This is a genomic window from Fontisphaera persica (assembly GCF_024832785.1).
Taxonomy (GTDB): Bacteria; Verrucomicrobiota; Verrucomicrobiia; order Limisphaerales; family Fontisphaeraceae; genus Fontisphaera; species Fontisphaera persica.
Genome location: NZ_CP116615.1, coordinates 1,097,548 through 1,117,241 on the forward strand (window position 1 = coordinate 1,097,548; position 19,694 = coordinate 1,117,241).

At 58.7% G+C, this 19,694-nt stretch carries 14 protein-coding genes; 8 read left to right on the forward strand and 6 right to left on the reverse strand.

Annotated elements, in window-relative coordinates; translation table 11 throughout:
- Nucleotides 1–4: 4 nt before the first annotated feature.
- A complete protein-coding gene (locus tag NXS98_RS03785; RefSeq protein WP_283847139.1) occupies nucleotides 5–1,489 on the reverse strand; it encodes a PDZ domain-containing protein in 1,485 nt (494 codons plus the stop codon).
- A complete protein-coding gene (locus NXS98_RS03790) occupies nucleotides 1,486–2,946 on the reverse strand; it encodes a S1C family serine protease (protein WP_283847140.1) in 1,461 nt (486 codons plus the stop codon). The genes NXS98_RS03785 and NXS98_RS03790 overlap by 4 nt, the downstream gene beginning before the upstream one ends.
- Before the next feature lie 219 nt (nucleotides 2,947–3,165).
- Here NXS98_RS03790 and NXS98_RS03795 point away from each other — a divergent pair, with 219 nt between their 5' ends.
- Nucleotides 3,166–3,882, forward strand: coding sequence for an HAD family hydrolase (locus tag NXS98_RS03795; RefSeq protein ID WP_283847141.1), 717 nt, complete (start codon nucleotides 3,166–3,168; stop codon nucleotides 3,880–3,882).
- A 3-nt stretch (nucleotides 3,883–3,885) separates the two neighbouring features.
- On the opposite strand, the gene NXS98_RS03800 is transcribed toward NXS98_RS03795, so the two are convergent.
- Together NXS98_RS03800 and NXS98_RS03805 are read right to left on the reverse strand one after the other, a co-directional pair.
- The gene (locus tag NXS98_RS03800; protein WP_283847142.1) at nucleotides 3,886–4,854 is read right to left on the reverse strand and encodes an AEC family transporter; all 969 of its coding nucleotides are present in this window, start codon (nucleotides 4,852–4,854) and stop codon (nucleotides 3,886–3,888) included.
- A gap of 88 nt (nucleotides 4,855–4,942) precedes the next feature.
- The gene (locus NXS98_RS03805; RefSeq protein ID WP_283847144.1) at nucleotides 4,943–8,092 is read right to left on the reverse strand and encodes an FG-GAP-like repeat-containing protein; all 3,150 of its coding nucleotides are present in this window, start codon (nucleotides 8,090–8,092) and stop codon (nucleotides 4,943–4,945) included.
- A gap of 326 nt (nucleotides 8,093–8,418) precedes the next feature.
- Here NXS98_RS03805 and NXS98_RS03810 point away from each other — a divergent pair, with 326 nt between their 5' ends.
- Both NXS98_RS03810 and NXS98_RS03815 read left to right on the forward strand, forming a co-directional pair.
- Nucleotides 8,419–11,463 (forward strand): DUF4091 domain-containing protein, encoded by a 3,045-nt coding sequence (locus NXS98_RS03810; protein ID WP_283847145.1) that lies wholly within the window; start codon nucleotides 8,419–8,421, stop codon nucleotides 11,461–11,463.
- A 13-nt stretch (nucleotides 11,464–11,476) separates the two neighbouring features.
- Nucleotides 11,477–12,472: a tyrosine recombinase XerC gene (locus NXS98_RS03815; protein ID WP_283847146.1), complete on the forward strand. Its 996-nt coding sequence runs from the start codon at nucleotides 11,477–11,479 to the stop codon at nucleotides 12,470–12,472.
- On the opposite strand, the gene NXS98_RS03820 is transcribed toward NXS98_RS03815, so the two are convergent.
- Complete coding sequence (locus NXS98_RS03820; protein WP_283847147.1) at nucleotides 12,469–13,896, reverse strand: YhjD/YihY/BrkB family envelope integrity protein; 1,428 nt, start codon at nucleotides 13,894–13,896, stop codon at nucleotides 12,469–12,471. The genes NXS98_RS03815 and NXS98_RS03820 overlap by 4 nt on opposite strands.
- Nucleotides 13,897–14,079: 183 nt before the next feature.
- Here NXS98_RS03820 and NXS98_RS03825 point away from each other — a divergent pair, with 183 nt between their 5' ends.
- Complete coding sequence (locus NXS98_RS03825; protein ID WP_283847148.1) at nucleotides 14,080–15,309, forward strand: AtpZ/AtpI family protein; 1,230 nt, start codon at nucleotides 14,080–14,082, stop codon at nucleotides 15,307–15,309.
- Between the two features lie 20 nt (nucleotides 15,310–15,329).
- Here NXS98_RS03825 and NXS98_RS03830 read toward each other — a convergent pair whose 3' ends face one another.
- Nucleotides 15,330–16,028: a cyclic nucleotide-binding domain-containing protein gene (locus tag NXS98_RS03830; protein ID WP_283847149.1), complete on the reverse strand. Its 699-nt coding sequence runs from the start codon at nucleotides 16,026–16,028 to the stop codon at nucleotides 15,330–15,332.
- Between the two features lie 87 nt (nucleotides 16,029–16,115).
- On the opposite strand from NXS98_RS03830, the gene NXS98_RS03835 reads away from it, so the two are divergent.
- Genes NXS98_RS03835 through NXS98_RS03850 form a run of 4 tightly spaced genes read left to right on the forward strand, consistent with a single transcriptional unit; the run spans nucleotide 16,116 to nucleotide 19,688 of the window.
- Nucleotides 16,116–16,814: a phosphatidylserine decarboxylase gene (locus tag NXS98_RS03835; RefSeq protein ID WP_283847150.1), complete on the forward strand. Its 699-nt coding sequence runs from the start codon at nucleotides 16,116–16,118 to the stop codon at nucleotides 16,812–16,814.
- Nucleotides 16,811–17,674: a CDP-diacylglycerol--serine O-phosphatidyltransferase gene (gene pssA / locus NXS98_RS03840; protein WP_283847151.1), complete on the forward strand. Its 864-nt coding sequence runs from the start codon at nucleotides 16,811–16,813 to the stop codon at nucleotides 17,672–17,674. The genes NXS98_RS03835 and pssA overlap by 4 nt, the downstream gene beginning before the upstream one ends.
- Before the next feature lie 6 nt (nucleotides 17,675–17,680).
- Nucleotides 17,681–18,343, forward strand: a complete 663-nt coding sequence (locus tag NXS98_RS03845) for a LysE family translocator (protein ID WP_283847152.1) — start codon at nucleotides 17,681–17,683, stop codon at nucleotides 18,341–18,343.
- 49 nt (nucleotides 18,344–18,392) lie between these two features.
- The gene (locus tag NXS98_RS03850; RefSeq protein ID WP_283847153.1) at nucleotides 18,393–19,688 is read left to right on the forward strand and encodes a GHMP family kinase ATP-binding protein; all 1,296 of its coding nucleotides are present in this window, start codon (nucleotides 18,393–18,395) and stop codon (nucleotides 19,686–19,688) included.
- The last annotated feature ends 6 nt before the right edge of the window (nucleotides 19,689–19,694 follow it).

Consider the following 19,694-nt stretch of genomic DNA (forward strand, 5'->3'; position numbering starts at 1 on the left):
GTGGTTACTGGGCAGAGAGACTCTCCGCCTTGGGGATGCCGTAACGTTGCAGGATGCGCGCATTGGCGGCATCCATCTGGCTGGCGTCCAGCACCAGGCGGCGCACGGTGTCGCTGCGCACGAATTCAATGACATGATAGCCTTGCTGCGGGGAGCGGAGGGCGGATTTGACTTCCCGCAGATTGCGAACCACCTGGCCATTGATTTTTTCCACGGCCAGTGCGCGCAGCTCATGGTAACCGAGATTAAAAGCGTCGGGCAGCACAAACGACATCACCACCAGGGAAGGACGGTCAGGGGTGGGAAATTCGTTGTCGTAGTACACCAGGCGGAAAGGGGCGCGGCGCTTCCAATCGTCGCCCCAGGAGCGCAGGAAGGGTTTATTGAGGGGCACCATGACCAATCCGCCGGCGATGAGATATTCCGGCTCCTGGTCGAAGACATGGTCCGGCAGCATGCGCAGGTGGTAGTCAAACTTGGGCATCCGGTAATTGACGACGCGAATGGCGCCCTCGCGCCAGACGGTAAAGCGGACAACGTCTCCGGCAAATTTGCCGCGAAGGGACAAATTTTCCAGAATCTGTTGCCCATAGAGGGGGTCCTGGTACCGGCCCTGGGGGTCAATATCAAACCCGTCCACCTGCAAAATGATGTCAAAGGGTTTGAGGTTTTCTTCCACCGCGGGTAGTTCAGGGACGTAAATGACTGCGACTCCACGCGGTTCGCCGGGCAGCTTGAGGTAACGGTGCGAAGCCGTGTTGGGGGTTGGCTGCCAGTAGAAAGGGAAGAAACCCAGGCCGCGATAATGGCCTTTTTTTCGCGCTTCAAGCACGTCGCGGATGAAGGTGGCCGTGAGTGCGCGCACATGATTGTCCACCTGCTGGCAGGTGATACCCGCCAGCTTGCCTCCAGAAATTACGGGGGCTGACCCGCCAATGCTTGTCATTTCGGAGTCAAATTCCAGATAAAGCGCCGGGATGGGGCTGAGCCGGGCATCATCCACGGTGAATTGGCTGAACTCCACCCGGCGAATTTCCAGATTGGCATTGAGCCAGCGGGCCACCCGCAAATCGTCCCGCGCAGGCGCGCCATGCAGCAATGGCACGGGTTTCAGTCCTTTCCAGAAAGCCTCGTCTTTCACGGTGAGAATGGCCAGATTGGCATGGTAATCCACCCAGGCGACGTCGGCTTCATAGAACTGTCCCCGCCCGCCTTTTTGGACGCGCACCAGCGTGCGGTCCTGCAGGTCTTCTGCCGCCGTGAGGATTTCCCGCGGGGCAATGACCACGCCGGTTTTCAGAAAAGTGCGGGGCCGCTTGACCCACGGCTGCATGGAATCATAGACCACGCGGGTGGATTCGATGTTGATGATGGCCTGTTCCCAGCGGGCATGGTCAGGCGTTCCGGAGGCGGCACGAGCATGCACACCAGCGCCCAAACTCAGGGCCAGGATTAAAGCCAGACCATTAAATTGCCACAAGTGCCTCATAAACGACGGTCCTCCGGAATGCCATAATTCTTCATCACCCGCGGTCCGGCTTCGGCTGCCGCTTCCGCGTCCAGACACTCGAATGTGCCCTTGGGTACAAACTCAATGAGATGCTGGCCGGTTTTTACTTTCGCAAAGGCCGCAATCACATCTTCCAACCTGTCAATCCGCTGGCCATTGATGCGGTCCACGAGCACCCGTCCCTTGACGTTGAAACTGGCGTTGGCCGGGTCTGCCAGGACGACAGCCAGCACCACCGGCTCCTGGCGGACGGTGCCGGGCAGCTCATGGCGGCGGTAAAACAACTCGTAGGCCATTTCTGCCCCCACTTCATCCGACCAGTTACGGCCAAAGGTCTTGAGGTAATCCAGGCTCAACGGCGTGAAAACGAGCCCTCCATGAATGTAATAGCGGGGCAGCACATCGTATTGATTGCCCGCGGCGATGTCGCGTTTTTGCACCCGCAAGGTCAAATTCACCTCCACTTCCTTGCCTTTGCGCCAGATTTTCAGACGGATGCTTTCGCCGTTTTGAATCTCATGAAACGCGGCCACCACATGCACACGGTTGCCCTCGTACAGAATTGTTCCATCACTTCCTACGGGGTAGGGACCCGCCTGCAACAGCACATCGTCCTCGAGCAAAACCCGCTCGGTTTCGTCCTGCGCCTGTATTCCGTCAATGCGCGCCCCGAACTCGTTGAGCGGCAGTTGCAGGAAACGCCGGTACGCTGGATTGTGCAGGGGCGTGATGCGCACGCCGGGGGAGGGGAAACCATCATATCGGCCGTCTTCGATGTCCTTCAGGAAATGCCGGATGATGTTTGGTGGAATGAAAAAGCCGGTGTTTTCCAGTCCGGGCGCGCCCATGAAGGCCACGCCCACCACCTTGTCATCCTGAATCACCGGCCCGCCACTATTGCCCGGGTTAATGGCGGCGTCGGTCTGCACGGCCAGCAGCGAGCGATTGGCAATGTGGACGTAGGTCTGGATTTCAATGCGTGAAACCACGCCGCGTGTATAGGAAATCTGTTCACCGCCGGCCGGATAACCGTACGTAACCACCGTGGAGCGGACCTTCGGCAAGTCCCCCAACTCCAGAGGTTCCAAGCCGTCAAAGAAACGCTCGTCCTCCACTTCCAGCAAGGCCAGATCGCAATCGTGGCCGATGAACGCGACGCGCGCCAGGAAGGGACGAGGGTCCTGATAACGACGCACCAGGATTTGCCGCGCCCAGCTCACCACATGGGCGTTGGTCATGATGCGCTTTCCCTTGACCACAAAGCCGGTGCCGCTGCCGCGACGCAATCCTTCCATGCGCCATGGGGCGCCCCAATCTGGCTGTTGGCTGAAGTTGAAAATCTGGACGACAGACTTTTCCGGATCCGCCGCAAACAGACCGCCGGCCCCCAACAACCACACGGCCAGTCCCAAGGAAATCCAATTGTTACAGCGCACGTGCGCATAGTGATTGGCCTGCTCTTTCTGGTCAAGCGATTACCCCATGGTCCAAAACGGTGTATTCACCAACCTTACGGTGGCCCGTTCCTTGCCTCCTATCTGTTCCGCTAAATGACGCGCGGGACTGGCAGGGGGTGACATTTTATTTGCGTTTATGGGTTTTTCGTGGCGGATTAGGGGGAAGGGAAGGAATACGAGATTCCCTGAAAGCAAGCCATGAGCAGGATTACAGGTTTATTGTTTGATTTTGACGGTGTGATTTTGGAAACCGAACAGCCCGGCTATTGGAGCTGGCAGAAAATCTATGCCGAGTTTGGCGAGGAGCTGGGCATGGAGCAATTTGCGCTGGTGATTGGCACGCATTTCATTGATTTCAATCCCCGCGCCGAGCTGGAGCGGCGGCTGGGGCGTGCCCTTGATTGGGAGGAGTTGGAGCGGCGGCGCGAGCAATATCAGCGGGAAATTGTGGCGCGGCAGCCGGTACAACCGGGCGTGCGTGAACTTATCCAGGAAGCTCATGCGGCCGGTGTAAAAGTGGCCATCGTTTCCAGTTCGCCGCGGTATTGGATTGAGCACTGGCTGAATCACCACCAGATGCAGGGGGAGTTTGATTTGATCATGAATGTGGACGAAGTGCCCGTTCCCAAGCCGGCTCCGGATCTCTATCTCGCCGCGTTGAAACGACTGGGACTGAAAGCCGAGGATGTGGTGGCGGTGGAAGATTCACCGAATGGGAGCAAGGCCGCGCATCGGGCGGGAATATTTTGTGTTATTGTACCCAGCGAAATTACCGCCCTGCTGAAGTTCGAGGTGGATTTTCCCAGACTGCCATCCCTGCGGGGAGTAACGCTTGCTCAACTGGAAGGCATGAAGCGGGCCTATTGGCGGGGTGGGGTGTGCGCAGTCTCGACGGCAGCAGCCGCGAAGTCTTAATGTTCAACCGGTCTGAGTTTGGATGCCCAAGAAGTGAGCGCCCCAGCGGAGCCACCAAGGCATGGTGAGCAGGGCGGCCAGTGAGGTGCCGAGGACTATGCGCAGGGCCAGGCCGGGGTCGCCGCCGTAGTGGCGGGACATGATGATGGGAAAAACGGCGGCCGGCATGGCTGCTTGCAGCAAGATGATTTGTTTCAACTCGGGGGGTGCTGGTAGCATATAGCCCAAGAGCAGGAAACCCACGGGCAGGATGCCCAGCCGAATCAGGCATGCCCAGAGGATGGGCGGTTGGAGGCGACCGAAACGGAATTCATGGGCATAATCTGCCATGGTGGCGCCCACCAGCACCAAACCGAGGGGGATGGCACATTGCCCTAGCAGATGCGCGGTTTGGCGAACGAATGCCGGCAGGTGAGGGCCGATTCCGCTGGCGTTGAGGGCCAACCCCACGAGAATTGCCGCCAGGGGCACGTTAATAATCTGCCGCCAGCCCGCTTTAAGCCCCTGGCCGGAAATGACCAGCAAGCCCACGCTCCACATCGCGGCTTCCACGCCGATATTGTGGACAAAGAGGACACCGACGGTTTCGCGGTCAAACATCATCAGGGCGAGGGGCAGGGGAATGTAGCCGTAATTGTAGATACCGGTACAAAGAGCAAAGGTACGGCGGGCCGTACCGGCGGGCAGGCCGGTGAAACGGGCCAAAGCAAGGGCCACCAGGATGCCCACTGAGACCGTGACAAAACCCGTGGCTGGCGCCAGCAGCAAGGTGGGAAGCCTTTCCAGCGCGGTGTTGCCCAAGACGGAGTCAAAGATGAGGCAGGGGGTGAAGACGTTGATGGTCACCCGCATCATGCTGGTGTCGGCCTCAGTGGTCAGCCAGTTGAGGCGGCGCATGAGAGCGCCCATGAGAATTGTGCCAATGACCGGCAAAACGGCGGTCCAGATTCCGGCCATTGAAGCGGTGGGCATGGGGCCTTCAGGCATCGTGGGGCGAGATTGAAACACAAAAAACCGGGAGCGTCACTCCCGGTTTCTTGTGGAATTAAAGGTCCCGGGATTACGGCGCGGTCAGGCGAATCGTCAAGTTGGTGACGTAGGGCGAGGCGTTGATGCCGCCGTAGGACGTGCCGCCGTTATCCACGACGCGCACGCCGAGGGTCACTTCCTTGCCAATGGCCGAAGCGCTGTTGGTGGGGGCGAATTCCAACATGCCATTGGGATAAATGATGGGCTGGCGCAGGAAAATGGCGCGATTGGTGTTGTTCACGATTTGGAAGGTTAGCGCCTGATTGGTTTCGTTGAAGGCGCCCGGATGCCCGTATAGCACATTGGTGCGCACCATTCCTGCGGCCACCGGCACCTGCACCACGCTTTGGGTGATGGTGAGTGTGGGCGCGTCGTTGACCGGCAGGATGCGGATGTCGAAGTTATAAGAGGCCACGCCGTTGTCGTAAGGATTGCTGACCGGGCCTGAATCGTACAAATCCACCAGCACCCGCGTGATGCCATTGGCATCCGGGGCGGTGGCAAAGGTCAGCACGCCCGCGGGACTATTCGTGGGTTGAACGCTGAACAAGTCTGGCGTGATGGCGGTGGTGACGAAACTCACGGTTTGCGTGTTTTCATGATACTCGAAGGGTCCTGTCTTGATGTTGCGCCACAAATTGCTGATGGTGGCACCGCTGTCTTCCAGCACGGTTACGACGCGGTTCACCAATTGCGCGGAAGGCGGGTCATTGACCGGCAGAACGGTGATGACGAAGGAATTGGTGGCGCTGTCCTCCCCGCCGTTGGCGCGCCCGCCGGTGTCGCGCAGGATGACGTTCACGTTGGCTACGCCATTGCTATTGGGACGCGGCCGGTATAGCAGGGTGTTGTCGGCCTTGCGAATGTAGGGTTGAGTGTAAAAGAGGCCGGGATTATCATTCTGCACGATGATGCTATAACCCTGGGTGGTTTCGTTGGTGCCCAAGAAGATGGACGAGGCGACGATGAAATTGCTGACCACCTGCATGGGGGCATCTTCATAGACGGTTTGCAGGGACGCTTCCGTCCAATCCAAATAGAATACCGGCGGCTGATTTACCGGGAGCACACGAATCATGAAAGTTTTGATGACACTGGTGTCCTTGCCTCCATTGGCCGTGCCGCCGTCGTCACTGACTCGGACGGAGATGTAAGCAAAGCCATTGACGAACGGTTCCGGGGTGAAGGCGAGCGTGCCGGTGGAGTCTATTTGGGGTTGGGTGGCAAACAGGCTGGGGTTGGTGTTACGCGTGACCTCGAAATCACTCAAAATCTGGCCGGCCAACACTTCGTCCGGCGGGCCAACCAGCAAGTCGGTGGCAAAATTAGGAATTACCACATCTCCCGCGTTTTCCAACACCACCACCTGGTTGGTGCTCAAGTTGAAAGAGGGGGGATCGTTGACCGGGTACAATTCGATGGTGAAATAATTGGTGCTGCGGTTGACGCCGCCGCGGGCCACTCCGCCAGTGTCTTCCATAATCACTTCCACATTGGCCAGGCCTACTGCATTTTTGGCCGGGCGGAAGGTGAGTTTGCCGCCCACCAGAATATAAGGCTGGGCCACAAACAAGGCGGGGTTGTCATTGTTGACGATGAAGCGATAGGCCTGGCCGCGTTCATTGGAGGGGCCTACGCTGATATCATAAGCAAAATAATTGATGCCGCTGCCCAGCCAGTCCTCCGGAGCGCTCACCCAGGAGCTAAGGCTGAAGGTGGGGGCGTCATTAACCGGTAAAACGGTGATGTTCACACGCGCCGGAGCGGAGGTGATGCTGCCATCGTCCACCACATACTCGAAATAGGTCTGGCCGAAGAAATCCGGAAAGCCTTGGAAGTCCACGTCCGGCCCGCCAAAGGTGGGTTGAATCAACCAGCCATTGGCGGGGGGAGTGATGATGGTGTAAGTCAGAGGCACGCCTGCGGTCCCGAGCAACTGGAAACTGATGGTTTCATCTTCGTTGACGGTCACACCAAAAGATCGCGCCACCGGTGTTTCGTTGATGAGCACGGAAACGGTGCCCGGCGTATAATTGGCCGCCACCAAGTCCGGCGCCTCGTCACCATTCAGATTGCCAGCCGCCAGGGCTACAGGCTCGGTGTTGCAGGGGAAATCCCCCACCAAGGTATAGCCATTAGTCAAACCCCGGAAAATTCGGAGGTCAGACCCCCCGCTAATGCCAACGGCCAAATCCGGGATTTTATCTTGGTTCAAATCTGCCACCACCAAGCCGCGAGGTGTGGTTACCGTATTGGTCAAGGCGGGGATAAAATTGCCAAATTGATTATTGCGCAGCCCTACAATCATGTCCGAGACATACTTGACTGCCAGCAGGTCTGGGTAACCATCCGCATTAAAGTCGGCCACGCCAAGCTCCAAGAGACCCGTGCCTCCGCCGGCAGTCACGGTCATCGGCGTGGCAAATGTGCCGTCCTGGTAGCCAAAAAACACGCTCAAGGTATTGTTGCCCGAGTTGCCCACGACAATGTCCAGCCGCCCGTCTTTATTGAAGTCATCCACCACGACGGAAACAGGGGTTGGCCCCGTGGCCAGGTTGCCGTTGAGCACAAAGATTTCATCTGCGCGGCCCAGATAAATGGAAATGCTGTTATGGGCCGCGTTGACTACCACCAAATCATTCGTTCCATCCGAATTAAAATCAGCCACTTCAATGGCCAGGGGGTTATACCCCGCTGGCGTTAAATAAGCCTGAAAAGGCGCAAATCCAATGCCGCTGTTAATGAGGTAGGAGAAACCATCCGAGGCTGGATTGGCTACGAGTAGGTCTATGCGCTGGTCATTATTGCCGTCACCGGCGAACACTGCCCGTGGGTCGTCAAGCGTGCGCAGGTAGGTTGGAGGGCCAAAAGTGCCATCTCCCAGTCCATAACGCACCTGAATGTTGGTGGCCCCGGGGAGGGCAAAACCCACAATCAAGTCCAGATTCTTGTCCCCGTCCAGGTCGGCCAGCTTGACCGAGCTGGGAAGCCCCACGTTGATGGGGGGCCCATCCAATGCCGGATAACTGACCGGTGGAGCAAAGGCCATTTGGCCCAGAGCGGGTTGAAACGCGGCCAGCATGGCCAGCATCAGACACGCTGCGAGCACTCCGGAAATTCGGCGGAAGTTGCGCAGCAAGTTTGCTGGTGCGAGAGGATGAGCATTCGCTGGTTGTTGCATAAGCCAAAAAAATCTCTCGTTGTCCCCTAAACCCCAACCTGCCCTGACCTGAAAACCAAGCGGGCAGTTACCGGCGCTATTACGTAAAAATTGTTTGATTGCAAACACTTGTAACACAAACAAGCGCCTGTAGCAAGCCTGGATTCCAGAAAAATCGCATCTCTCCGTGGCATGGCGGAGCTGGGGGTCTGGTACAGTTCCCCCAATTCGTTGACCTTCTGTGCCATTTTGTCCTGCCATTTGCCTTGTGGCGGGCCAAAAGGTTGGGCTTGGCCGCGACAAGGTCATTTACTTGGCTTACGGGTGTTGGTAATGATGGAAATGATATGCGCAGACATAATTTCCTTCTTTTGTGGATTTCAGGCTTTGCCGCCACGTGGCTGGTGGGGGGTATTGCTGGCCAGGCCCAAAATCTGGCGCCCAACGGGGGTTTTGAACAGGGCGATGCGGCTCCGTCTGGGTGGACATTGAGCCAGGGGGCGAAGGGCCAATGGTCTGCGGCTGCTGCCCATGCAGGCCAGCGAGGTATCAGCATCTCAGGGGATGGCCAGGGTTCCGGTTATTGGCGCAGTTCACGTCTCCAACTCGCGGCGGGTGGCATTTATCGTATGAGTTTCTGGGCGAGGCGCGAGACCAATGCCACGGGCGGTTGCGTCATCAGCGGGCCTTCACTGGTGAATCGCGACATCATCCCTGACGCCACCTGGCAGCAGTATCAAAGCCTGGTCGCCATTCCCAAGCATGGCACCAATGACTATCTGCGTTTGGGGCACTGGGAGGGCAGGGGGACTGCTTATTTTGACGATGTCCGCCTGACGCCCGTTTGGCCGGTTCATGCCGCTTTTGCCAGTGGCTTGGTATTGGGCAAGGGAGAAAGCGTGGAGGAGGGCGTGTACCATTGCCGCCTGCATTTCGGAGGGGAGGAGGCCAACTACAGCCGTGTCTTGCACGAGCATCAGTGTGGTTTCAACACCACACGCTGGAACTTCGGCCCAGGGGCGTATGTCATTTATCGGCACCATGTGCCTGGCGGCTTTCGCGCTGCCAAACTCAACGTGAACGTGAATTACCACACCGGGGGACGTTTGCAGGTCGAAGCCAGCCCCAATCGCCAACAATGGCTGCCCGTGGGGACGCTGGACGCCGAGCGGCGCAGCGGGGAATTGGAAATTCCAGCGGCAGCATTATCGGGCGATACTTTATTCATTCGGCTGCAAGGCGAGGGGGCCAATTGTAATTTGCAAGTTAACCAGTACGAATTGGCCGCGCCCTTGCGCCAGCCTCTGCCGGATGCGCGGGGCACTTCTGTTTTTGTCGAGCCATCCGAGCCGGCCCCGGCAGAATTGAAAGTCGAATTTCCATCCCTGGACACTACCGCCATGCCACCAGCTCTGGTGATGCGCATTCATTATCAAGGAACCCAACGCCTGAATCTGCGCGCCGTCCTTTCCGTGGCTGGTGGCAGGGAGGAATCATTGGCCATGCCGGTACTTGTCCCTGGTGGCTCACAAGTCGTGCGATTGCCTTTAGGCGCTCCTCAGCCGGGAAACCATGTTGCCACGCTGGGTTTAGTGGACGCCCGGCAACGCCGCTGGTTTTCGGCTTCGGCTGAGTTCAAAACCGGCCTGCTGGCGGATTCACGTCCCGGTTATTGGTTGGCGGAAAACAACAGCATGGGGCTGTGGTGGTGCGAAAGTGGATGGAAAATCAGCCGGGAGCGTGCGCTGCCTGTGCGTCCGGCCGGCGGGAAAGCCAACCCGGTTAGCCTTGCTGCCGCGCGGGGGGAATATGAGGCGGCACAATTGGTGCTGCGCCCCAACGTGGCGGGCGAAGTGCGCTCCCTTCGCACCAGCCCTTTGCTTAACAGCCGTGGACAACCTTTGAAAGCCCGGCTGGAATGGATGGAGGTGGCTTACGTGCGGGTGACGCGCCCCACGGACAGCACGTGTGAGCCGGGATGGTATCCGGACCCCTTGCCGCCGTTGTCCCTGCCCCTGCGGTTGCAAGCGCAGGGCAACCAGCCTTTGTGGCTGAACTGTTACATTGAGCCTGAGGCCCAGAGCGGGGAATACCGGGGGGAAATCACCCTGGAAACGAGTTTGGGGACGTGGAAAGTACCCCTGCGGATAACCGTGTATGGTTTCACCCTGCCACCCGAATCGCATTTGCGGAGCGCTTTTGGCCTGGGTACAGGCACCATCAACCGCTACCACCATCTCACCAATGCCGAGCAGCGCATGTTGGTGTATCAAATGTATCTGACCAATTTTGCACAGCATCGCATTGCTCCTTATTCTTTCTTTGCATATTCGCCCATCCAGATGCGATTTACGGGCGCGGGTGCAGAAAAACGGGCTGAAATTGATTTTTCCGCTTTTGAAAAAGCTGCCCGTCAATGGCTGGATGGCCAACATTTTAACAGTTTTCTGCTTCCATTGCGCGGCATGGGGGGGGGCACCTTTCACAGCCGTTATCTCGGCGATTTAGAGGGATTCAAGGAAGGCACTCCGGAACATGCGCGTCTGTTCAAGGATTATTTAGGACAGGTGGAACGCTATTTGAAGGAAAAGGGCTGGTTGGCCAAAGCCTACACCTACTGGTTTGATGAACCTGAACCCAAGGATTACGAGTTTGTCATCGAGGGCATGAAACGCATCAAGGCCGCAGCGCCCGGCCTCAAGCGCATGCTCACAGAACAACCGGAGCCAGAGTTACTGGGGCACGTGGACATTTGGTGCGGGTTGACTCCCGAGTGGACACCGGAAAAAGTGGCTGCGCGGCGGGCTGCTGGAGAAGAGGTATGGTGGTACATTTGTTGCGCGCCGCATGCGCCGTACATTACCGAGTTCATTGACCATCCCGGCCTGGAATTGAGGCTGTGGCCTTGGCAAAGCTGGCAATACGGTGTACAGGGCATCCTGGTGTGGGAAACGGTGTATTGGACCAGCTCGGCCGCTTTCCCGTCGCCGCGCCAACAGAATCCGTGGGAGGATCCGATGAGCTATGTTTCGGGGTACGACTTCAAACCCGGGCAAATTGGTTATTGGGGCAACGGCGATGGACGTTTTTTATACCCGCCGCGTGCCGCGATGGCCACCCCCCAAGCCTGTCTGGAGCCGCCGGTGACTTCGTTGCGTTGGGAAAACTTGCGGGACGGCATGGAGGATTACGAATACTTCTGGCTGTTGCAGCAGCGCGTGGAGCGCGAGAAACAGCGGGGTAGTTCACCGGCGCGCTGGCGGGAGGCGGAGGCCCTGTTGCGCGTGCCAGAGGCCATTTCGCGCGATACCCGAAGTTTCACCACGGATCCGCGCCTGGTGCTGGCTCACCGGGAAAAATTGGCACGCATGATTGAAAAGTTGGGAGATTAACGCCTGTCTGATTATGTCCCGACGATCCGCCCCTTCCGAGGCAACCGCTCAGGAAACATCCGGGAAATGCCGGGGGATGACCCCCCTGGCGATGGATTTTCAGGCTTTTTTGCGCGATTCAAAGGGCGCTTCGGAGTACACTCAGCGGAACTACGCGCAGGCGCTTGGGGAGTTTGAGCAATGGTATCAGGAGCAGCGCGGACAGCCACCGGATTGGCCCCGATTGAGCGGGGACGATTTCCGCATTTACCTGCGTTATCTTGGCCGGCAAAACTTGAGCCGTTCGGCCATTAATGTCCGCTTTTCGGCACTGCGGACTTTTTTTCGGTTCTTATTGCGGCGTGGCGTCGTGGAGCGTTCGCCCATTACCCGTTTGGCCCTGCCCAAGGCCCCCAAACGGTTGCCGAAGTTTATCACACTGGAACAACTCCAGGGTTTGTTGCAGGCCCCGTTGAAAGAACTGGCGAAGAAGCAAAAAGAGGCGCGCAAGCCGGTGGAGGCGGCGCCGTATTTGCGTGACGTGGCCATCCTCGAGACCATTTACTCCTGCGGTCTGCGCATCAGCGAATTGTGCGGGTTAACCGCGCAGGATTTGGATTGGGGCGAGCACATGGTGCGGGTGCGGGGCAAAGGCAAGAAAGAACGGCTCATTCCGATTGGGGGGCCCGCGTTGGAGGCGATTGAACGGTACTGGCAGGCCCTTGGACGGCGGCCGACGGGCAACAGCCCGGTGTTTTACTCGGAGCGCCGCCCCATGTATCCGCGTCAAGTGCAACTGCGCTTGAAACATTATCTGGCGGCCGCCGGGCTGGACCCTGCACTGACACCGCACGCCTTGCGGCACAGCTACGCCACGCATTTATTGGATGCTGGCGCTGACCTGCGCGGGGTCCAGGAGCTGCTCGGTCACGCCCATTTGGCCAGCACCCAGGTGTACACCCACCTGACCACGGAGCGCCTTAAACGGGTGTACGAAAAAGCCCATCCGCGCGCCAAAGAAAAGCCTTAAGCGACAGGGTTGGCTGGTTTTTCTGCGATTCCTGCTGTCAACTTTTCCGCCAGCGTGGCCAGCGTCGTATTGCCCGCGGACATTTCCGCGTCCATGACTTTCTGAAATTCCTGGCGCAAGGTCATCCGCGCCGGATCATCGGCGGTTTCCAATTCCTGTCCCTGTGCTGTGCGCATCGCCCGCAGAATGTCGGCTACCGTAATCTGCTCCAGCGGACGGGCGGGGGAATAGCCGGTTTCGCGTCCGGCGACCTCCACCGCGAGATGGGCCTGGCACATGATGGTTAGAATCTGCGTCACCAGCCGGGTGGGAATTCCCAGAATCCGCGAGAGAAAAGTGGCCGTGGGGGGAGGCTCCCCGCGGACAAAGGCGATGGCCACGCGGGTCATGATGCGCAACGCCGCAAATTCGCGGCTCAAATGATGGATGTTTTCGGTGACGCGCTCCTGGAGGTAGGCGGAGCGGTTTTGATAGGCGTAGGCCACTTGCGCGCCGAACAGAAGGAAAAGCCAGGCCAGGTAGATGCTGGCCAGCAGCAGCGGAATCAAGCCCAAGCTGCCGTAGATTTTGCTGTACGTCACCACCCGGGTGGTATAGAGCGCGCTCATCAAGCTGTTGAGTTGCCACATAAAACCCGCCACGGCTCCGCCCATCAGGGCGGCGCTGAACTTCACCCGGGTATTGGGCATGAACATGTAAAAAGCGGTAAATCCGCTGGTTAACAAAAAGAACGGCAGCACGGAAAAAAGCAGCACACTCACCGCAGGGTAGCGGTTGAAAATGTTCAAGGTCTTGGCGAAGTGGGGGGTGCTGGAAAATCCCATGGCCACCAGCACCAGCAGCGGCCCCAGCGTGATTACGGCCCAGTATTGAATGATGCTCACCAGCACTGGCCGGCTGCGCGTGATGCCCCAAATGTCGTTAAACGTCAGCTCGATGCTGCGCAGCATCTGGATTGCCACAAAGATCAAGGCAATGGTGCTGGTCACTCCCAGCGCGCCGCTGCTGACGTTGTTGACATAATCCGCGATTTTGGCGGCCACCATCTCCCGGCTGCTGCTCATTTCCACATCTTCCGTTTTTACCTCCAGGTCCAGGGAGGGCGCCACATAAGCCACGCCGCGGTCAATCAGATCGCGAATGGTTTTCTCTGCGTCTTTTTGCAGGAAAGCGATGGCAATGCTCGCGGCCACCGCCAGCACCGGGATAATGGCCAACAACGTGGTATAAGCCAGGGCGGCGGCGCGGACGGGGCAGCGGTTGCGGACGAAACTCTTGAACACCAGCAGCCAAAAGTGAATGAAATCCTTCCAGGAATGGCGTGTCGGCTTCTCCTGCCAGTCCAAGCCGCGGTCTTCCCATAAACCGATGGCCTCATCTTTTAATTGCGCCAATCTTGAGGCTTTGCCGTTCGCGTTTGCCATGGCCTCCCATCCTACGGCAAGAGGGCGGGGGAGGGACAGTCTAAAGAAAAGAACCCTTGCTGCCGATACCGCCGCCGCGGCGGTCAGGAGGCCGAAGGGCGGACGAGTGAACGGGCGGCAACGACTCCACGGCGTCTGCTCTGCGCTTGCGCCTGCGCGGCGTCGGCGTAAGCTGCCGCGCCAATGGCGCAGAGCCGTCATACGCGTATTACTTACGGCCTCGAGCTGTGGCGCGCCCTGATGAATGGTGTGCTTGAAACGGCAAGCACGACCTTTCTGCTTCTTATTGCCGTGCGCTGGTTTGGCGCGGGCGCGCTCGCCAAAGGATTGGTGGCGGCGGGCAGCAGCATTGGCTTGCTGGTTTCCCCGCTGGTGGTATGGCACGTCAGCCGCCGGGGATGGCGCCCGGCGCAAGCTGCCGCCAGTGTGGCGTTGATGGGGGCGTGCCTGTTTGCCCTCATGGCCTTGCTTCCCCTGGGGCCGGTTTTCATTGTGGGCAGTGTTCTGGGGATGACCGCCATGGCGGGGACCATCCCCTTGATGACCCAGATTTATCAGAACAACTATCCGGCGGCCGAACGGGGCAAATTATTTAGCCGGACGGTGGCGGTGCGCATTGCGGCGGCCACCGCTTTCAGTTATCTGGCAGGCCGGTGGCTTGATGCCCGGTTGGATCACTTTCCCTGGTTGCTCCTCATGTTTGCCGTGGCTTTTGGGGTGACCGCCTGGTGTTTGCGGCGGATGCCCTCCCGGCCATTGTCCGATGAAGGCGGGCGGCATCCCTGGCGCGCCTGGCGGTACGTGCGGGAGGATCGTCTTTTCCGTCAAACACTGGCGGCGTGGATGCTCATGGGCTGGGCCAACCTGATGATGTGGCCGCTGCGGGTGGAATATCTGGCCAATGAACGATTTGGCCTGCAGCTTCCGGTGCTGACGATTGCTTTGTTGGTGGGTGTCATACCGAATGCTGTGCGCCTGGTGATGAGTCCTCTGTGGGGGTGGTTGTTCGATCGCATGAACTTTTTCACGCTGCGCGTGGTGCTTAACCTGGGGTTTGCCCTGGGCATCGTGGCCTTTTTCACTGGCCATAGCCTGCCCTCCCTTGTCGTGGGCGCGGTGGTGTTTGGCGTGGCCAATGCCGGTGGCGATGTGGCCTGGAGTCTTTGGGTCACGAAACTGGCCCCGCCGGCGCGGGTGGCGGATTACATGTCGGTGCACACTTTCCTTACCGGTGTGCGGGGGGTGCTGGCGCCGTTGAGCGCCTACGCTCTGGCCACACCCGATAATTTGGGCTGGCTCGCGGCGGGATGTGCCGGCTTGATTCTGGTGGCCAGCGCCATGCTCATCCCTGAGATCAAAGTGGACCGGGAGCGCCGCCGCGGCACGGCCCTGGTGGAGGAGGTTTCCGAATAAGGAAGACACGCCAGACCAGCCTACCCGGAAGACGAGGCGCGCGCAAAAAGCAATGAATCGTGGTAACGTTTGTTGCTGGTACGGAGCCGGGCGGTCATGGTTTTGCCCACGGCCAGCAGGAAGGGGGCGGCCAGTTCCGGTTGTTGGGCGGCGAGTTCCTGAAACGCGGCAGCACTGATTTTCAACAGCCAGCTATCCACATTGGCGACCACGTCGGCGCTTCGCGGTCCGGTGTCAAAGAGTGATATTTCACCGAAAAACTCGCCCGTTTGCAGGGTGGCCAGCAGACTTTCGCGGCCCTGCACCATCAAGCGCACGCGCAGTTCCCCTTGCAGAATGAGATACATGGCGTCGCCGGTTTCCCCTTCGCGCACCACCACCTCCCATTGTTTGGCCTGGCGCATCTCCATGCGCTGGATGAATTGTTGGATTTGGGCATCGCTCAGCTCGGCAAAAACTTTGATGCGCCGCAGTGCGCCCGCTTTGAGAGAAGATTGGCCGGGGGCCAGTTCGGTGGTGTCTGCGGGAAAAAGAGCGGCCAGCTCGGGCAGGCTGGCAGCGAGGCGCCAGGCTTCACGTTGCCGGTCATACACCCATGAACCAGGCAGTACCCGTTCCTCTTGTATCCAGGCGCTCAGTTGCGCCAGGGTCACCGGCCCATAAACCGTTTCATCAGCGCCCCAGAGGAAATACCGCGCGTCGCTTGGGTTGGAAGTCATGGCGCCTTAAGTTAGTGCGGCGCGGGCGGCTTGGCCAATACAAATTATGCTGTTAGTTTAAGCGAAAACGGGTAGCATGGGCGGGACATGAAACATGAAGGCAAAGCCACGGTGGCAGCCCTGAAGCTGGTATTCTGGTCGCTCCTGTTGGTGGCCGGGGTGCTGGCGCTGGGCATCATCGCTGAGTACGTCGCGCGGTTCATTCAAACCGTGCAGTATTTGCTGCCGGCGCTGTGGGTGGTATTCGCCCTTTTCTGTTTTTATTTCTTTCGCGATCCCAAACCGCTGGTGCCCTCAGACCCCGGCGCGATAGTCAGTCCGGCGCACGGCAAAATAGATTTTATCGGGGAGACCGAGGAGCCGTGGCTGGGGGGGCGCTGTCATCGCATCTCCATGTTCCTGTCGCCGCTCGATGTGCATGTGCAATATGCGCCGGTGGCGGCGCGGGTCACGCAGGTTATCCATACGCCGGGCAAATTCAGCGCCGCCATGAGCACCGCCACCGCGCAGCACAATGAAAACGTGTTGATTACCTTGGATGACCTGGAGCGCCCCGGCCAACGGTTGGCAGTGCGGCTGGTGGCCGGCGTGCTGGCCCGGCGCATCGTGCCTTTTGTCAAACCGCAGGAGGAACTGGCCCGCGGCGATCGGATGAGTCTCATCCAATTCGGTTCCCGCTGTGAACTTTATCTGCCGCTTTCCGCCACCATTACCGTCAAGGTGGGGGACAGAGTCAAAGGGGGAGAAACGGTGGTGGCGCGGGATACGGTGATGAAAGGGGCATGAAAACCGCTGACGTCACCCCTCCGGAATCCCCCCCTGTCGGGACGGGGCTGAAAATCTACTTTCTGCCCAACCTGATGACGGCGGGCAATTTGTTTTGCGGTTTTGTGGCGCTGACAAAAATTGTGGAGGCCGATCCTGAGGCGCGTAACTTTGCTCTGGTCATTAAAACCGCCCTGGCTTTCATCCTGCTGGCCTGCATTTTTGACTTGTTGGACGGACGGGTTGCTCGTTGGGGCGGTGCCGAAAGCCCATTTGGCCGGGAGTTCGATTCGCTGGCGGACCTGATTTCCTTCGGCGTGGCGCCAGCGTTTTTGGTGCATCGTATCGTGCTGAAAGACGTCTTTTCCAGCCATCCGGAGGTGGGATGGTTCATTGCTTCGATTTACCTGATATGCGGGGCCTTGCGCCTGGCCCGCTACAACTGTTTGACCGCCATGTCCGGCACGGGAGGCGGCAAAGAATTTGTCGGGTTTCCCATACCCGCCGCGGCGGCGTTGGTGGCGTCGCTGACCTTGCTCTTGCTGTGGATTGAAGAGGACCGGGTCAAACACAGCCTGTGGCGGTATGGTCTGCCTGCGCTCATGCTTTTCCTTTCCATCATGATGGTGAGCGAAGTGAAGTATCCCACCTTCAAGTCCCTCAACCTGCGAGCGCAGCGTAACTTTACAAAGCTGGTCATTGCGGCGCTGTTTGTGGGGTGTTTGTTGATTTTGCGGGAGCGGGTATTGTACTGGGTGCTGCCGTTGCTGTTCACGCTTTATTTGCTTTACGGTTTTGTGCGCCCCTGGCTGCCTCACCGCACGCGGGAGGAGATTGAGGAAGAAGAGGAGGAAGGCCCGGCGGAGTCCCCGCCACACTGAAGTTCCATGGAGGAGGCGTCGCATATTTTTACGCCCTGGCTGACGGGTTTCATTGCGGGTTTTGTTGCCTCCTTCGTGCCGGGGCCGATTAACGTGGCCATCATCAACCAGGGGGCGCGCCAGGGTTTCAAGTGGGCCTTGATGATTGGGCTGGGCAGCACCGTCATGGAGGTGGTCTATTGTGCCATCGCCTTTGCCGGTTTTTCCGCCCTGTTCACCCAGCGTGTTATCAAGGCCATTTTGGAGGTGGTCAGTTTCCTGCTCATGCTTTACCTGGGCTTCAGGTATTTGCGCGCCAAGGCCATCGAAGACCACAACCCGGCGGCGGACCGCATCGAGCAGAAACTGCATCCCCATTCGGCATTTGCCATAGGCTTTGTGCAAGTTTTGGGCAATCCCGGGGTATTGCTCATGTGGATTGCACTCACGGCCAGTTTTGTGGCGCATGAGTGGGTGGAGCCCAACTGGCGCGAGAAATTGACCTGCCTGGCCGGGGTGGCGGTCGGCGCGCTGGTGTGGTTCGTGGGCCTTTCCTATGCCATTTCACGCAAGCACCGCACTTTTTCGCGCCAGACCTTGTTGTGGATGGAACATCTCAGCGGCGTCCTGCTCTTGATTATTGCGGTGATTCTGGGGGCGCGCATTGTCATTCTGTTGTCCGCGCATTAATCCGGTTGCCGGCTCGACAAAAGGAGGGGCTTTCGGCAAGTTTTGGGCCATGCAATCCGAGTCTTTTGCCTTTTTGGCTTCGGTGCGTGAACCCATGCGGCAGGCCGTTGAAGCGCGGCGGCGGCGGCAGCGGGGCTGGCAGCAATGGGAGCGCAGGGCTTTTGAACGATTGCGCGATTTAATTGTGGGGGATGCCCAACTGGTTCCCGCCCATCCACAGGTAACCACGCAGGAAGATCAAATCGTCTGGGCGCGCAGTCCAGTGCGGCTGGATTTGGCCGGGGGGTGGACCGACACGCCGCCCTACTGTTTGGAGTACGGTGGCAAGGTGGTGAACCTGGCCGCCGACCTCAACGGCCAGCCGCCCATTCAGGTGTTTGCGCGCGTCGTCCCGCAGACGGAGATTGTCCTGCGTTCTATTGATTTGGGCGAAGAAGTCAGGTTGCGCCATTACGCGGACGTGGAAAATTTCGGCGCGCCTTTCACGCCTTTTGCGCTGGCGCGCGCAGCTTTGGCCTTGGCGGGGTTTGTCCCACGGTTCCATGCGCGGGGCGGTCATTCAAGCCTGCAACGGCATTTGCGCGAGTTTGGCGGTGGTCTGGAAATCACCCAATTATCAGCCGTGCCCAAAGGTTCCGGCCTGGGGGCGAGCAGCATTTTGGCGGCAACGCTTCTGGCGGCCTTGAATGACCTGTGCGGGTTGCAATGGGACAAAAACATGCTTGCTGCCCGGACCTTGGCCATGGAGCAGCTTCTGACCACTGGTGGTGGCTGGCAGGACCAGGCTGGAGCCATTTACAGCGGGGTGAAATTGTTGCAGACCGCTCCCGGCTTGCGACAGAACATTCAGGTGCGCTGGCTGCCGGAGCATTTATTTCAACCGGAATACCTTAACCACCGCGTTCTGCTTTATTACACCGGCATAACCCGTCTGGCCAAAAATATATTACAGGAGATTGTCCGGCAGATTTTCCTCGATTCTCCCACTCATCTGGAAACACTGGCCGCCATTGGCCGCAACGCCGAAGCCACCTTTGATGCCATTCAGCGATGTGACTACGAGGGGCTGGCCCATTGTGTAAAGCGTAGCTGGCAGCTCAACCAGGCCCTGGATTCCGGCACCAATCCACCGCCCATTCAGCATTTGTTGGAGCGGGTGGGCAAACACCTGGCGGCGGCGAAACTGCTGGGGGCCGGGGGGGGTGGATTTTTATTAATGCTGGCAAAAGACGAGAAAGCAGCAGCGGAAATCCGCCGGCATCTCACCCGGCATCCTCCTAATCCCCGCGCCCGTTTTGTGCGCCTCAGTCTTTCGGAGACTGGCTTGCAGGTGACACGGAGTTAGGTGGGC